We start from the raw sequence: 16,686 nt of genomic DNA, 5'->3' as shown, positions 1-16,686 counted from the left end.
TTACAACCACGACGAAAATAAGGATTAGTATCATGTCATTTACTGGAAATTTTGAAGATCGTCTAATGATTCGCGAGCTGATGGAGACTTATGCTGACGGCGTAAACCAGCGCAGCACGGAAATATGGGCATCTACCTGGGCCGATGAATCTGAATGGAATCTAACCGTTGTACCCGGCATGGAAGCACTAAAAGGCAAGCAGAATATTGTTGCCGGCTGGGAGCAAAGTATGACGCTGTTTCCTTTTGTGTTTATGGCTATTACACCCGGTTTTATCCGCGTAGACGGCAACACGGCAACAGCCCGCAGCTATACCGCTGAAGTAGCTGTAATGGAAGACGGTACCGATCTCCGTCCACGAGGCCAATATGACGATGAGCTAGTTAAAATTGATGGCCAATGGTTCTTCAAGCGCCGTAAATTTATGTCACTACACGGCGAATAACAAACATCGAGCAATTAGCGCTCGCTGAATCTGCAAGTCCCACGCGAGGGTGACCAACGACACATCAATGGTCACTCCGTAGTGTAGTGACATTATCCTTACCACAAAAAACAATCATTATTGTTTATTAAAAAGCATTCACCTACACTGGCACAATGATAACGCCGGCAGGCAAATAATAAGTTCGTAATCTAAATAGAGGTTATCACTCATGACCGAGATACCATCAAGTTCATACAAACTAACGCCAGAACTCGACAAACCATTAAAGATTAGCGAAGTCGCTTTGCGTAATAACGATACCTGTGCCGAGCGCTACACCAGCGAAGCTTATGCACAAAAAGAATGGCGAAAAGTATGGATGAAGACCTGGAACGTTGCGGGCATGTCTTACCATGTTGCCGAACCCGGTGAAACTATCACCATGAACCTAGGCAAAGAGTCTATTATCTGTGTTCGCGGTGACGACAATGTTATTCGCGCCTTTTACAATTCCTGCCCCCATCGCGGCACGCGAATTACAGAAGAGGGCGAGTCCTTTGTTAATCAATTTTCCTGCCCTTATCACGGCTGGCAGTTTGACCTTAAGGGCGTAAACATTTTAGCCCCTAACGACGAAGACTTTCCGCAAGGCAGCCCATGTGGGAAAGCGCGTTTAAAGGAAATTCAATGCCGAGACTTATTCGGATTTATCTGGATAAACATGGATCCAGATACCAACTCACTAGAAGACTTTTTAGGGAATGTAATTACCACTGATTTGGCATCCTATAATATTCCGGACACTATCCGCGTTCTTAATATGACCGCTGACAGTCCCTGTAATTGGAAAATTATCACTGATAATTTCAACGAAGCATACCACGTACAAGTTCTGCACCCGGGGCTGATCCCGTATATTGAAGCAAATTACAAAGCCTGTCAGTTCGACACATTACCAGAGGGTCACAACCGCGGCTGGTTCCCTTCGCACAACCCTTCTATTTTACAAGAGGGCGAAGAAGTCGCCGAGCATCTTGCTGAAATCATGCGCCAATGGAGTTTAGATCCAGACGCATTTCATGGTAAGGAAAATCACAGCAAAATACGCCACGCACTTCAACAATCTAAACGTGAGCTCGGTGAAGAGAAGGGCTACAAGCACTATAAAAATTACGCCAGTTATCAATTTACTGACTACGTGATTTACAATATTTTCCCCAACACCGTAATGTCAATTGGCCCAGACGGCGTTCAATTACTACGCCCTCGACCACACCCCTCGGGAGACCCGCAACGCTGTCTCTTTGATCACTGGTGGATGGTGCATCCTGTAAAAGGCGTAAAAACCACGCCTTCGCCGGCCGGCGGTCCAGACCTCCCCGTGCAGGACTGTGAATACGAACACGTAATGTATGGTGAAAAATCACTGGGAACAACTGCAGATGAAGATTTGAGTATTGCTAAAATGCAGCAAGAAGGCTTGAACTCCTCAGGCTTCCAAGGATTCTATCTTCCCCATCAGGAACGCCGCGTTCAACATTTCCATGAAGTACTGAACGACTACATGAACGCGGAATAATATTCTCGCTACATTGCTTGCACCAGGCGCTATCTATGCCGATAGCGCCTGAACATCTATCGGCACTATTTTGCAGTAAATACAATCATTTCACGGCGACGTGCTTACACGCAAAGTCGCCGATAATTTTCGCTTAATGCTTCTACCACAGCGAGCTTTTCTAGCTCGATTGCATTGGACTATAAACATGCATAACCCTCACATTTCACGCTCATTCATTGCAACACTTCTGTTTATTAGCCTTAGCGCCTTTGCCGTCGAGCAGCCACGCGACACTTTAAGCGGCGAAGCGGTCTACACCACTATTTGCGCCAATTGCCACGAAGCTGGGGTTCCGAAAGCGCCCAGCAAACAGATGCTCAGGTTCATGTCGCCCGGCGCTATTCACCGCGCGGTAACAAACGGCATTATGCAAAATCAAGCCGCCGCACTGAACGATGCAGAAAGAATCGCAGTAGTTGAATATTTAACGGGTAAGGCACCCGATGCCACGCCTTTCGATCCCAGCGCCTTGCGCTGCGATAACGCCGAGGCATTGTTCGACACTAGCGAGCCGCCGGCACTGTTAGGCTGGGGCTTCACCCCAGACAACCGACGCGAGATTCCCAATGCCACCGCAGGTATCAACAGCAATAATGCCAGCAAGCTGCGCTTAAAGTGGACTTTTGCCTTCCCCGACGCGGTTCGCGCGCGCTCTCATCCTGCGGCAGCTGCAGGCGCGATTTTTGTCGGTAGTCAAAATGGTATCGTGTATTCCCTCGACAGAGAAACCGGCTGCGTGCGCTGGACCTTCCAAGCTCGCGCAGAAGTCCGCACCGCTATTGTGGTAGCGCCGTGGGATAAGAACGATAAGAATGCGGCCCCGCTGCTTTACTTCGGCGACTTCCTCGGCAATGTCTACGCGCTACATGCCCGTAGCGGCGAGCTAGCGTGGACAACGAGGCCCGACAACCACCAAAATGCCACAATTACCGCCGCACCAAGCCTATTTCAAGGGCGCCTTTATGTATCCGTATCGTCTCTAGAAGTAACGTCTGCAGCAAACCCAGATTACGCCTGCTGTACATTTCGGGGCTCAGTAGTTGCGTACAATGCGGAGAGCGGTAAGCAATTATGGAAAACCTATACCATTACCAACCCGGCCGCTCCGCAACAAGCCAACGCTAAAGGTGTTGTGCAGCGTGGGCCCTCCGGCGCCCCGATCTGGAATACTCCCTCAATCGATGCAAAACGCCGCCAACTCTATGTTGGTACTGGCGAAAATTATTCCTCGCCGGCGGGAAATACTAGCGATTCGATAATCGCAATGAATCTAGATAACGGCGCCGTTCAGTGGGTATTCCAAGCCACCAAAGGCGATGCATGGAATGCATCTTGCGTCTTGGCAAACCCGACTAACTGTCCCAAAGAAAACGGACCCGACTTTGATTTTGGCGGCGCAACAATTTACACCACCGGCAGCAATGGTAAAAACCTGGTATTGGCCGGCCAAAAGTCAGGCATGGTTTGGGCGCTGAATCCAGATAATGGAAAGCTGGTATGGAAACAAAAAGTTGGCCGTGGCGGTATTATTGGCGGCATTCATTTTGGTATGGCGGTGTCTGGCAACACGCTAATGGTCCCCATTGCTGACGCCGTTGCAAACAAAGAATTTAAAGCTCACTACAGCGGTGCCGCCAAGCCAGGCCTCTTTGCGCTCGACGTTGACACTGGCCACTATCAGTGGCGCTGGGACGCCCCTAACACCTGCAATGGACGCCAGTATTGTATGCCCGGCAACAGCGCAGTTCCCACGGCCACGCCGGAGCTCGTTATCGCTGGCAGCTTGGACGGGCATATACGAATCCACTCGGCAAAAAGCGGTGAAATACTGTGGCAATACAATACGGCTCGCGACTACCCCAATACCGTTTCTGGCATTCCGGGTAAAGGTGGTGCCCTTGAAGGCGGCTCAGCCGCCTTGTTAGACCGGGGAATGCTATTTGTTAATTCCGGCTATATGTTCAATCAACATATGCCGGGCAATGTGCTCCTTGCCTTTGAGCTTGATGAAAGCGATTCAAAGCACAAGGCAACAGCGGACTCTGCTCATTAAGAAACAAGGATAAGTCCTAAGCTACGGCCGCTCAACAAGCGGTCGTCATTTCCTCGACCTGCACTTCGCTAAAATCACTTACACAGTTTATTTTTACAAACACCCAAGCCTAGCCCCCTCAACACGTCATAGAACCGTCATGTTGTCTGCGTAAACTCTGGCGTCCGAGTTTTCGTCGAGGTCTGCCATGTTTAGGGTAAAATCATTCACTACGCTACTGCCCTGTCTATGCCTGCTCTACGCATGCGGTGGCTCGTCAAGTCAAACCACCAGCGGTAATGACAACAGTTCACCCGAACAACCCGCCCCGATTAGTCGGGTGATCAGCATTACTGGCGAAGGCCATATTGCCCCGGCATTTGAACACCGCCTTTACGCCAGTTCAGATCTTGCTGCACCACATCCCGGTACGTGGACGTGGTCGATTGATGAGGGTGAAAATTTACTACTCAATTGGCAGGCTACTGGCGATGTTATTAGCTTCACACCACGCCAAGTTGAAAGTGTGCACACGCTTACATTCTCAGTGATATATCGTGAGGATACCGCGCAGTTTAATGCAAAAAAATCACTGCTATTACACCCAGGCAATGACCCGACAATGGCGCCGATGGTGTCAGCAGGTGACGATTTTACGGCTGACGAAGGCAGCGAGATTACGCTCCAGGCTCAAACCCAAGCTAAGGGCGGCAGAAGCATTCGACACCTTCAGTGGCAACAGCTTGCCGGGCCCCAGGCGCAAATCATTGGCGCGACTGATCAAGATCAATTGGTGGTTAAGCTACCCCAAATTTCCTCGCCAGAAGTTGTGCAATTTACCCTAAGTGCAACTGACAGCGGCGGCTTTACTGCAGAAAATAGTGTTGTCGTTTCGCTACTGAATAGTCTGCCCAATCAACTCCCCGTAGTAGATGCCGGCCCAGCGCAACAAGCCCTTGGAAGAGAGTCGGTCAAACTTAGCGCACAGGCAAATGACCCCGACGGTGAAATCGTCGCCTTGCAGTGGCGGGCACTTGCCCCCTTTGAGTCTTTAGCAATTGAAAACGCTAATAATCTGCAAGCAAGTTTTATTGCACCAAATGTCGCCAATACCAGTAATGTGACCCTACGCTTACGTGCGACCGACAACCAAGGTGGCTACAGTGAAGGTGATACAGCAGTTACGGTTTCACCGGGTAATAATGCTATGCCATCGATTACCGGCTTTTCGGTAGACCCCGGTGTTGCCTATAGTGGCGAAACCGTAAAACTGTATAGCGAAGCCATTGATACCGACGGGGATTCGCTTAGCTTTTTGTGGGAAATAAAACGCAATGACCAAGTGACAAACATGGCGGTCAGCAACAGTAACTTGGCTGAAGCCAGCTTTGTTGTACCTGACGTAACAGAGCCATACAGTGTTGATGTCGTGCTTACCGTCAGTGACGGCCGCGCTGCCAGCAGCCAACGCTACAGTGTGCAACTCGTCTCGCGCCAGCAAGCCGCACCGGATATGCTGTCCTGCATAAGCTCGCCCTTGCAGAAAGACTGTCCGCTCTATCCGCTTGCCGACTTGCTAGATCCGAGCCAATTTTCTAACTGCGACAACCCCTTGGATGAGAGCTGCATTCTCGGCGATATAATGGGGCCAGCCCTGCGGCAATGCCTCCAAGAACGCGAATTTGAATTGTGCAGTGAATATCTTCAGCAACTGTATGACCCCAGCTATGTATTGGAACAACTCGGTGCCGAGGAAGCTGCTGATAACTGCACACCCGCTTACGACGAACAAAGTTTTGAACACTACATTGGCAGCTTACACGAGCACACAGGCTACTCTGACGGTGTGCCATTGACCCGCCCCGCCGACGTATATCGTGAGGTGAGCGATAAGGGCTATGATTTTGCCGGCAGTTCAGACCATTCCGACACTTTACATATACCGCTGTCCGTTGGTTTAGATCGGGCGGAATGCCCACCCGAAAAATTTCTTTACTGTGTGTTTCTGGTCGATGACGCACGCCCCCAAGACGCACTTGCAAAGTGGGCGGCAACATTAACTCAGGCAAACGCCGCGACCACAGCTGACTTTACCGCCATCAGAGGCTTTGAGTGGACATCAGATCGTTTCGGCCACGCCAATGTGTATTTTTCTCAGAATTTTATCAATGCGAAAACTGGCCCAGGCTATGCCGTTAGTATGCTTAACTTCTGGCAGTGGTTTACCTACCCCGCTGCCTTTGGTGGCGGTAGTGATGGTTTGTTGAGTTTTAATCATCCCGGTCGCGAAGATGCATTAGAAGCTGCTTTGGAATTTTTAGGCGGTGATCCTGCCTACACGTTTAACGACTTTCGTTACGTACCCGCTGCCGACTATCGCACCATTGGTATTGAAGTTTTTGGCAAAGGCAGTGAATACGACAGCGACGGTCCCAATGGCAGTTGGTTTTCCTATGCGCTGGATAAGGGCTGGCATCTTGCGCCGGTCAGCTCAGAAGATCACCATGGATTGGCATGGGGTGACGGAGATCTACCCAAGACCGTAATGATCGCGCGCTCCCGTGGCCTAGACGATTTACGTGAAGCCATGCTGGCCAGGCGCACCTACGCTGTCGCCCAAAATTACAACGACGTGCGCACACGCTTTAGCATCGACAGCAATCCGATGGGCTCGCGTTTGCGTCGCCCGTTAGCGAGTAAACAGGCCATTTATGCTGAAGTTTTACGCCAAGGTCAAACAATGCCAAACACCCTGCTCCAACTTGTGGGGCCGGGTAATGCAGTCATTGCCGAAGCCAGTGGCGGTGTTTTACAAACAGAGCTTACCGTTGGTGATACCAAAACCTACTTATTTTTACGTGTCTTAGATACCTCTGCGCAGAATCGGCCCATCGCATTTACCGCGCCAATATGGATTATCCCCGGTGCTGAGCCACTGCCAAGCTGCCTACCACCCGCTATCTGGAGCGGCGACAGCGTGTTTTATCCCGCCGCCCCATAACATCTCTAATACGCCGTCATTTCGGTTCAGTTGCAACGCGACCGAAATGACAGTGAAGATAATACCCTAATCATCACCTCGCTTTTCGTAAAAACAAGCTAAGCTATTCAGCAGTGAATGCAAATTTTCGCCTGTAGGCGATATTGGCCTAATAAGCTAATAATCCTCACTTTTCGACATGCTATATTGAGTAGCGATATAAAAAATAATAAAAACGAGGAATCTATGATCAAACAACCGGGATTACTGCGCCTAAAGAAAACCTCGAGCACATTATTGTGTTTGCTCATCTCGGGAATAAGTACAGCAAGCCTAGCGGCAAGCCCTAGGATCATCGAAGAAGTCATTGTAACCGCCAACAAAAAGGCCGAAAGTGCGCAAGATGTGCCCTTGTCAATATCGGTTATCAGCGCTGACTTCATTCAAGAATCAGGGATCGCAGATGTCAGCGAAATCACCCGCTACATCCCTAACGTCACCTTTGATGCCTCTCTGGCCTTATACACCACGATTACCATACGTGGCTTTGGCACACCGCCGCTGGGCGTGGGGTTTGAACCGTCGATTGGACTGGTAATAGACGATGTGCCCTACGGGCGCTCCACCTTTGCGCAAGATGCGGTCTTTGATATCGATCGCCTAGAAGTGCTACGCGGCCCCCAAGGCACGCTGTTCGGTAAAAACACCCTAGGAGGAGTATTAAACTTCCATACGATGGACCCCACTGCCGAGCCTGAAGGGTTTATCAAAATCGGCCGCGGCGAAAATATTGAGAGCACAAGTGTGGAGGGCGCGCTATCTGGCCCCTTAATCGGTGACAAATTCCTAGCGCGAATTGCGATGCGCCTTACGGATGCCGATACCTTAGAATTTAACAGCACCCGCAACGAACAACAGACACAAGAAGACAAAGCCCTGCGACTGAAATTAGCCTGGTTGATTAGCGATACATTGTCGGCGGATTTTACTGGCCTTTATGCTGAGTCGCTCACCAAGGGTTACACCCAATCGCTCACCAAGGCGAGCGAACGCAGCTTGCGGGTGTTTAGAGAATACGACCCACGAGTCGAAGACGACGCCTTCGACCAAAATACCTCCACTGATTCGCCGACCCGATCTGACCGCGAAGTGCAGGCCCTGTCGCTCAGCCTTACTTGGCGGCCAGACAGTCTACTTGGTATTCAAGCACCTGAGTTCACCACAATCGCAGCGTGGTCTGAAGTGATTATCCCCTATTCACTCGATGTCGATTATTCGCCGGTCAACCTAGTAGCATTTAATGAGCCACCGGATGGCAACCCCTATTCATCCAGCTCGTTGGAAGTTCGACTCGCGGGTGAATTAACACCACCCTTTGACTGGGGCGAAAGCTTGGATATGGTCGTGGGAGTATTCGCTCAGCACTCTACAAATAATGTTTTTCAAGAAATTGATGTCGACCTAAATGGCTTAATTGCTTTCGGCCGTGCAGGTGCGATTGTTCAAAACATTCAGTTCCCTTTTGACCCGATACTTATCGGCTTACCTGTTGATACCAGTGGCTTAATTATTGGCGGCCTTGAGCGCGAGCGGTATATCTCTGGAACCGACGCCGAGACCGACTCCTTTGCGCTTTTTTCGCAATTTAATTGGGCGTTTACTGAACGTTTAACCGCGACCTTTGGTATGCGTTACGGTGCCGATGAATCCAGCGGTGCGTCGTTTTCGCAGGTTGCAGACGGTAACAGTATTTCCGGCGGTTCATTGAATCAGCGTGATTTTGATGCACCAAACCTCAAACGAAAAGAAACCAATGTTTCACCTAAGTTTGCCCTTAACTATGCGCTTTTACCGGACGTGAATATTTATATGAACGCCGCCAAGGGCTTTAAAGCCGGCGGCTTTGATCCTGCGCCACTCAACGACGATCACCTGCAGTACGAGGGCGAAGAAACCCTAACCTACGAAGCGGGGATAAAATCGCGCTTACTCGGTGGCTCTCTCACTTTAAATATGGCCGTGTTTGATAGCGACGTTAAAAACCTGCAAATTCGCACATTTTCCGGCGTTACGCTCACCACCTTTAATGCCCCTGAATCGGCCAGTCGCGGCGCTGAAATGGACTTTTTCTGGTTGCCGCCCATCGACGGTTTGAGCCTAGCCGGCAGCCTTGCTTATTTAGACGCAAACTACGTGTACTTCCCCGAAGGGCCGCCGCTGTTCACCCCCGAGCAAGACCAAACCCAAGATCTGAGCGGCAAGCCATTACCTTATGCGCCGCGCTGGTCGGGTTCTTTGTCACCACGCTGGGAAGTGCCGCTGTTTGGCAGCGACCATCTGCTTGCCAGTATTCGTATGAATATCTCTTACACCGGCGAACGCTACCAAGACTCAGACATCGACCCCAATACATTACAAGACGAAATTACCCGCATCGACGCAGGTTTGGGTTTACGTTCAGAACGTGATCAATGGTCAGTGAATTTTCAGGCGCGAAATTTGAGCGAAGAACAGGATTCTGTTTTGATTCTTGACCAGCCCTTGATCCCCGGTAACTATACCAAGGCGCCGCTACCAGATCAGACCACCTATCAGATGGATGTGCGCTTTAGTTTTTAAAACCTCAAAAAAACGGGCCAGTGCTTTCGCATTGACCCGTTTTAGTTTTACCGACTTTCTAGCTTAATTTTCGTCTCTCAAATTAATAGGGTACTTTCTGGAAAAGTACGTCTGTAATTTGAACCGTTCCAGCCGGACGTTGATCAAAAGAAACATTGATATTGGTCAACTTGGTCATATCCAAGTCCGACTCAAACAGGGCGAGTGCGTCTAAGCGAAAGGGCACCATGTTAATCACTGTTTTGGCACCGGTATCCCGAGCCGCGACGGTAAGGCCTGGCGGAAAATACAGCGCGTCGGTAAAGTCACTGGCAAGCAAGCTCACTGACACGTCGTTAATATCGGTTAAGGTCAAGGTAAAGTCCTGACCCAGTGCATTTTCCGGGGTTACACTCACGCCCATCCGCAGCGTTAAAAAGTCTGCACCAGTCGCATCTAGCCCTTCAGCGGGCAGCGCGTAATCGATACTTGCCACGCCTTGACCGAGATATATCCCGTAGATTTGTGGCGCCTTAGATATGGTTGCTGGCGAAGGACAAAGGTCTTCGTTCAGCCCCAGAATATCTTCTAAACTGCCACCATTTGGTTCACACCAACCGGTAAATGCAAAACCATCTAATGAATTAGCTAAGCCGAATTCATTAGTAGTGAGTGATTCGTCGGTGAGCGTCGTATCCACCACAATCAGGTTTTCTTTTGACTGGTGAAACGACATGTGTAGTCGCTCATCACAAGTATCCAAGCCTTCTGGACACGCGCTTGTTGGCGCCCGCTCCACGCCACCCCAGTAGCCAGCAAACTGGCTTTCGCCGCCCACAAACAATCGCAAGAAACTGGCTATAAGAAATTCACCATGTCGCTTTTGATCTGCGCGCGAGTAACGACCACTTACCGGAGACGCTTCAGTACAGTAGGGATCAAAGCCATTTAAAGTAGCGTCGTCGCTAAACCAAAAATCATTGTAGTAATTGTGGTTAGCGCCCATAGAGGTCACCATAAATTGCGGCTGCGACATGTCATTTTCGTTGTAGCGAACATTATCGTACATATACACCCCGTGCAGGGTAGAGACATCGCCGTCGCAATAGGGTGACAAGGTTACCCAGGCAGTATTTAGCGGCAACTCCGAGTCAAAATCCGTTGGCGCCAAAGAAAACACCGCTTTAATTTCATGGGGAAGATCAAAATCAGTCGTACTGCGGAACTGCGGATCCTGGTTATAGGTAATGGCTTTCGCCACGCCGTTGCCGCCGCGTGAATGCCCCATAAGACCAATTTTAGACAGATCCAAATTACCATGAAGCGCGCTCAGATCAGTCCCGCTACTATCGGTCGCATACACCGAAGCGGCGTTGTCATTAATGTCTCTGAGAATATCCAAGTGGTGCAAAATCAATTCTGCACGCGCCGTTATACCTTGATCGTTAGAACCAGAATCCTGGGCATTGATGTCATTCACATCAATTGAAATAACAACATAGCCATTTGACGCCATGGTGTCAGCAATATAATCGTAACCCTTATCGGAACGAATCGGCACTAAACCATCTGCTTCGCAATCGGTACCTGAACTTTCACTGCCGTCGGCGTCACCGGTGGTCGAGCAAGTAGAATGCCGACCGTGTTGAAATAGAACAATAGGAAATCCAGCGACAGGTGCTGGCATATCGACAGTAACAAGTGGGTAGTGGATTACGCCAAGCACATCGATGTCGTCAGTAAACAGTGATGTTGTTTCACCCGTTGCGTCATTGATGTTTTGTGTTGCCGCAACCGGGGTGTATTTAAAATCGATTGGACCTGAAACGGTGTAAGGACCTTCGGTATCAGCGTCGGCTGCGGTTGCATCAAATCGCTCTGGCGCACCTTTTGGTTCTTCGCCCGTGTCTCCACCGGTATCGCCGCCTGTGTCTCCACCGGTATCACCGCCTGTGTCTCCACCGGTATCACCGCCTGTGTCTCCACCGGTATCACCGCCTGTGTCTCCACCGGTATCACCGCCTGTGTCTCCACCGGTATCACCGCCTGTGCCTCCACCGGTATCACCGCCTGTATCACCGCCTGTGTCTCCACCGGTATCACCACCTGTGTCTCCGCCGGTATCACCACCTGTGTCTCCGCCGGTATCACCACCTGTGTCTCCGCCGGTATCACCACCTGTATCGCCGCCTGTGTCTCCGCCGGTATCACCACCTGTGTCTCCACCTGTGTCTCCACCTGTGTCGTCATTGATTGTACTATCGTCTTGTGCTGCAACCGTCGACGTCGAGCTCGCGCCACCACAGGCGCTGAGTAATCCAAAAAAGAGCGTCGCCAGCACTATTTTGCTAGCGCTTATCGATCTGCTACTTGAGCGTTTGTTTGTCATGAATGTTCCCTACTACTTAAAAGGAATTTATCGCCAACACCATTGGTATCAGCGATTTACAAAGAATTCAGACATAGCGTTTGCAGAAACAGTGCCAGCTCTATGTATTCGAGACTAAGTCACGGCTAAACGTGATGAAATAGACAAAACAGCTGGCCACAAAACGAGCACATCGCACCACTAAAGTGCACCGTTAGCGCATATCGACCTAAATGTGTTCACCGAACACTGCTGGCGCCCTAGAAGAATGCATTGCTCGATCGACGGAATGTCGTCCTCAATATTCCAAAACCACAAGCTACGGTTTGTCCTTATACCGATCACCTACGACACGCGTCAAAATACTTGCGTAACAGAGAATTAGTACCAAGATGATATATGGCGATAGGCCATTGGCTTTCCGATAATAAAATTACAGCACTTCAACAGGAGAGAAGGCGATGATTAATAGCAAGGATGAGGCTATGTCTACGAACAGCAGCAATAAAGATCTATTCAACTTCAATCTCAGCCTACTACTAGGCGCAATCGCAGTATTAATGCTCTTTGTCCCCGAGATTCGCTAATTCTTAATGGCCGCGTGCCTAGCGCGGCTGCATTTCCCTTAAAACCCGTACTGGTGCTGCACGCCACTCGTCGTTTATGCATACCCTTTCTACTGCGAGCGAGCTACAGCCCTACGCTTCGCCGAACTCAGTTTGATCGGCATTTTGCAATTCCGCGTACAAGACCCACACTCAATGAATACCGCGTCCGCAACAACAGTGACGCCAGCCGGGCTGCTCACCATGAACCATCTTTTGGAAGAATATATTACCGTTAAACGGCCGATTGCCGATTGTTTCGCTTATCTGCGTGATTTTTCAACCATCGAGCAATGGGACCCCAGCGTACTCAGCGCCCGAAAGCTGACTCCCGGCCCCGTGCGACCCGGCAGCGAATATCAGCTCGAGCTAAAGCTCATTGCGTCTCAACACCTTGCTATGCACTACACCCAAATCGCAATTGATGAGCAAAAATCACTTGTATTACAAGGCTATGGCGATAATTTCTCAGCTTTAGACACCATTAGTTTTAGGGCGTTGGACGCTGATACCACGGAAATTCACTACCGCGCTGAATTGGCGTTCACGGGTTTGGTGTCACCGCTTTTTGGGCTACTAAAACCCGCGTTTAATCGTATTGGCGATCAGGCTGCGCGTGGTTTAAAACGTGCACTAGAAATTCCCGCCACCCCCGAACGCTTGCTGAAAGACACCATTAGTGACCGATTACTAATACCCGCCGTCATCAATTTTGGGCGCCGAGGTTATGCGCAGCAGGCGCGCAAATCTCACTCCAACCGAATGGACGGCAAAGTCATCGCGATCACCGGACCCACCGCGGGCTTGGGTCTCAGCGCCGCGTGCGAACTGGCCCGCCTCGGCGCGACGCTCATCTTAATCGGCCGCGATCACGAGCGTTTGCGCCAAGCCAGAATGCAAATTATGGATTTCAGCGGCTGCGCTGAAGACAAGCTCGATTGCTATGAAGCCGATCTTGCCCTCCTCGAAAATACCGCGAAGGTCGCCCGTGAGATCCGGGGAGCCTACCCAAGTATCGATGTGCTAATTAACAATGCCGGCGCACTGTTTAATGAGAGAGAAGAAACAAAAGAAGGTTTTGAATTCAGCCTCGCCGTGAATTTTCTCTCACCGATGCTCCTAACAAAAGCGCTCCGGCCCAATTTAAATGCCAATGGTCGTGTGGTTAACGTGGTTTCGGGCGGGCTCTATACCCAAGGCATCAAACTCGACGACATGCAGTATAGGCAAGCGCCGTTTAATGGCAGCAAAGCCTATGCCCGCGCCAAGCGTGCACTTCTCACCGCCAGTCAGCATTCAGCAAATGGCATCATGGTTCACAATATGCACCCCGGCTGGGCAGCAACCCCCGGTCTGGCAAAATCGCTTCCGTCGTTTAATCAATCCCTTGCCAAGCACCTTCGCGACAGCCGAATGGGGGCCGACACCATGATCTGGCTGGCGTCAGCGACAGAACTTGAGGACTATAAGGACACCCACTTATGGTTTGATCGCCGTATCCATACCGACACTGTGCTGCCGGGCACCGCCAGCTCTGAAAAAGATGCTGAAGCGCTTTGCCAATGGTGCGACGACACCTTGGCCAAGTACCTGTAGCCGTGACCTATGGACAATTTCCTACACACTGCAGCGGAAATTGCCGATATTTTCGTGCGGCCAAGCGCGTAAACTAATTTCGTCTAGGATGACTTCGGTGCGCACAGGGACGTTCAGCGCCACTCGCCAGCTCAGCTCCGTGGGCTGGCATTTTTTCCCGCATGGTGAGCGCTGTTGTATCACGCTATGCAAGACGAAAAAAAGCCCCGACTAGCGGGGCTTTTTCTTTATCTCCGGTCGCTTATTCAGCGCCAGCAATACTAATCAGCTCAACATCAAATACCAGAGCAGCATTCGGTCCAATCATTTGACCCGCGCCGCCGGCACCATAGGCAAGTGCTGGTGGAATAAACAGCTTCCACTTAGAACCAACAGGCATCAGCTGCAGGGCTTCGGTCCAGCCGGGGATAACGCCGCCAACAGGGAAGCTCACGGTTTCGCCGCGCTGGTAAGAGCTATCAAACACCGTACCGTCAAGCAATGTACCGTGATAGTGCACTTCTACTGTGTCGTCGGCTGTTGGCTTAGTGCCGGTGCCTTCGGTAAGTACTTGATACTGCAAGCCGCTTTCGGTCGTCACAACACCCTCAACACTGCCATTTTTGGCCAAAAAGGCCTCAGCTTCTTCTTTATTTTTGCCACCAGCGGCTTCAGCTTCTTGCTGACGTGACGCCATTTGCTTCTGCTGGTAAGCCTGCAGAGTGCTGACAATTTCTTCTTCGGTCATCTGCATCTCGCCACCGGCAAGCGCGTCGCGCACACCAGCGCTAAAAGCATCGACATCCAAAGGCAGGTCGTCACCAAAGCGTGTGCCGATATTCACCCCAATTCCGTAGCTTACTTTGCCAATTTCGGTGCCTAAATCAGCTTTTGACGACTTATCACCACCGCAAGCTGTTAGCAGACCACTCATTACCACCGCACATACCAGTGTCTTATTCATGTAACTACCTTAATTTTATGGATAAAAGAAACGTCGTGGATTCGACATGGAGTATCAGACCATAGTCTGCCACAAGCGTTCCAACAGACACAGAGGCTAGCGCAAGAAATACTTAGTGGGCCGGAGTGTTACAGAGATAGATTCTCTGCGACAAGTTTGTATAATGAAGATTGATGTTATTTTAACCACTTACAGGGTTAAACTCATGACCAGCAGTAATAATAACAAGGGTGTGACCAACAACCCGATAGCAACATTGCACCAACTCCAATCTGAGCTATACGCGCTCAGAGAGAAGCACATTCACGCCCTTGAAATCGCACTCGCCGCACTTGAAAAAGAGGGCGAAAAGCAAAAAGTTCAGCTCGACAAGACCCGTGAACAACTCAAACAGTACCAAGAGCGCCTCAAAGACCCCAAGAACGCCAAACCCAGCGCGCAGGGCCGGATCAAGACCAGCTTAGCCAGCGCTCAGCGCAATTTCGACAATGATCAAGCGGCATTAGCGCAACTGCGCGGCAACATCATTGAGCAGCGTTTAGTCATCCGCAAAGAAAAAGCGGTTTTAAAAGCGATGCTCGACACCGACAAAACCTTGGGTAAAGTGAGTAAACCGAGCCAAGACAAACCGGTCGCAGCGCCAAAAACCAAGCCCAAGGCACCCGCGCAAGCAAAGCCAGCGCCGAAAGCCACGCCAAGCAAGCCGGCGGCCAAGGCCAAAACAACACCCAAAGTTACCGCCACTGTAAGCACACCAATGCCCGCGGCGAGTAAATCTGCCCCGAAAGCACCAGCAAACGGCGCCAAACCATCAGCAGAGGCGGCGTCTGCCGCGGTAAATACGCCAGCCGCTAAGCCGGCGCCAGTCGCACTGTTAAAGCCCAAGCGCCGCGTGCGACGAATGAGCGATATTCCCAGCCACCCAGACAAAGCCACCGACCGTCTTGCCAGCTTGTTTGACGATTTTTAGCCGGCCGCAGCCAGTGATGCGGCCAACTCGCCAAGACAAGCCGCCAGCTTAGTTGGCTCGTCGCTTTTATTAGCCCGGGCATACACGGTTAAGTTGGCGAGATAACGGTTTTGGCTCTTTGGCTTAGCATTGCCAGCAAATAGGCTTAATTGCTGTGCAATGGCTTCTATCTGTAAACGCTCTGCCGCGAGCTCAGCCGTTTTCAAGGCCTGATATAAGCCTTGGCGCTTAGGGTCCTCCGCCTTACGGCGCAATTCCCGCAGGGGCAGTACATAGTCCACCCGCAATTCCGCAGACATTGTCACCAACAACTCAACTTGCGCCGCCGACCAGCACCGCTCCGCACAGGCCCAATATCCCGCCGCCAGCAGTAAATTAACATCCAAATCATAACGATCTTGAAGGACTAAACACTGGGCTTGAATCGCCGGTTGCGAGTACACTGCCAGCGCGTATTCCCAGAGCGAGTAATCTTGCAACGCGCCTGGGGCTCGATCATCGACAAATTTTTCATCCATTAGGCAATACTCACGCTATAATCGCGG

Annotated in this window: 11 protein-coding genes; 8 read left to right on the top strand and 3 right to left on the bottom strand. The window is 50.7% G+C overall.

The window, feature by feature from the left end:
• Positions 1-32: 32 nt before the first annotated feature.
• The 5 genes from ABD836_RS09020 (at position 33) to ABD836_RS09000 (ending at position 9,680) form a co-directional block, all read left to right on the top strand.
• On the top strand, positions 33-446 hold the full coding sequence (locus ABD836_RS09020; protein ID WP_344934830.1) for a nuclear transport factor 2 family protein: 414 nt from the start codon (positions 33-35) through the stop codon (positions 444-446).
• Positions 447-657: 211 nt separating this feature from the next.
• Complete coding sequence (locus ABD836_RS09015) at positions 658-2,007, top strand: aromatic ring-hydroxylating oxygenase subunit alpha (RefSeq protein ID WP_344934828.1); 1,350 nt, start codon at positions 658-660, stop codon at positions 2,005-2,007.
• Between the two features lie 187 nt (positions 2,008-2,194).
• Complete coding sequence (locus ABD836_RS09010; protein ID WP_344934825.1) at positions 2,195-4,102, top strand: outer membrane protein assembly factor BamB family protein; 1,908 nt, start codon at positions 2,195-2,197, stop codon at positions 4,100-4,102.
• A gap of 187 nt (positions 4,103-4,289) precedes the next feature.
• Positions 4,290-7,082, top strand: a complete 2,793-nt coding sequence (locus tag ABD836_RS09005) for a PKD domain-containing protein (protein WP_344934823.1) — start codon at positions 4,290-4,292, stop codon at positions 7,080-7,082.
• Between the two features lie 225 nt (positions 7,083-7,307).
• Complete coding sequence (locus ABD836_RS09000) at positions 7,308-9,680, top strand: TonB-dependent receptor (protein ID WP_344934821.1); 2,373 nt, start codon at positions 7,308-7,310, stop codon at positions 9,678-9,680.
• Between the two features lie 82 nt (positions 9,681-9,762).
• Here the strand turns inward: ABD836_RS09000 and ABD836_RS08995 are convergent, their stop codons facing one another.
• Entirely contained in the window at positions 9,763-12,048 is a 2,286-nt protein-coding gene (locus ABD836_RS08995; RefSeq protein ID WP_344934818.1) for an alpha/beta hydrolase, read from the bottom strand.
• A 440-nt stretch (positions 12,049-12,488) separates the two neighbouring features.
• Between ABD836_RS08995 and ABD836_RS08990 the strand changes: the two genes are divergently transcribed.
• Positions 12,489-12,614 carry a hypothetical protein gene (locus tag ABD836_RS08990; protein ID WP_344934815.1) on the top strand — a complete coding sequence of 42 codons (126 nt, stop codon included), beginning with the start codon at positions 12,489-12,491 and terminating at the stop codon, positions 12,612-12,614.
• 174 nt (positions 12,615-12,788) lie between these two features.
• Complete coding sequence (locus tag ABD836_RS08985; RefSeq protein ID WP_344934813.1) at positions 12,789-14,228, top strand: SDR family NAD(P)-dependent oxidoreductase; 1,440 nt, start codon at positions 12,789-12,791, stop codon at positions 14,226-14,228.
• Between the two features lie 241 nt (positions 14,229-14,469).
• Here the strand turns inward: ABD836_RS08985 and bamJ are convergent, their stop codons facing one another.
• Entirely contained in the window at positions 14,470-15,171 is a 702-nt protein-coding gene (gene bamJ, locus ABD836_RS08980) for a BamJ family beta-barrel-assembly machinery protein (protein WP_344934810.1), read from the bottom strand.
• 205 nt (positions 15,172-15,376) lie between these two features.
• On the opposite strand from bamJ, the gene ABD836_RS08975 reads away from it, so the two are divergent.
• On the top strand, positions 15,377-16,141 hold the full coding sequence (locus tag ABD836_RS08975) for a hypothetical protein (protein ID WP_344934807.1): 765 nt from the start codon (positions 15,377-15,379) through the stop codon (positions 16,139-16,141).
• On the opposite strand, the gene ABD836_RS08970 is transcribed toward ABD836_RS08975, so the two are convergent.
• A complete protein-coding gene (locus ABD836_RS08970) occupies positions 16,138-16,659 on the bottom strand; it encodes a TIGR02444 family protein (protein ID WP_344934804.1) in 522 nt (173 codons plus the stop codon). The two genes, ABD836_RS08975 and ABD836_RS08970, sit on opposite strands and share 4 nt — an antisense overlap.
• Positions 16,660-16,686: the final 27 nt, after the last annotated feature.

It is taken from the genome of Zhongshania borealis (genome assembly GCF_039539625.1).
In the GTDB taxonomy this organism is placed as follows: Bacteria; Pseudomonadota; Gammaproteobacteria; order Pseudomonadales; family Spongiibacteraceae; genus Spongiibacter; species Spongiibacter borealis.
The sequence above is the reverse complement of the archived record's forward strand: the minus strand, read 5'-3'. Positions and strand labels throughout refer to the sequence as shown.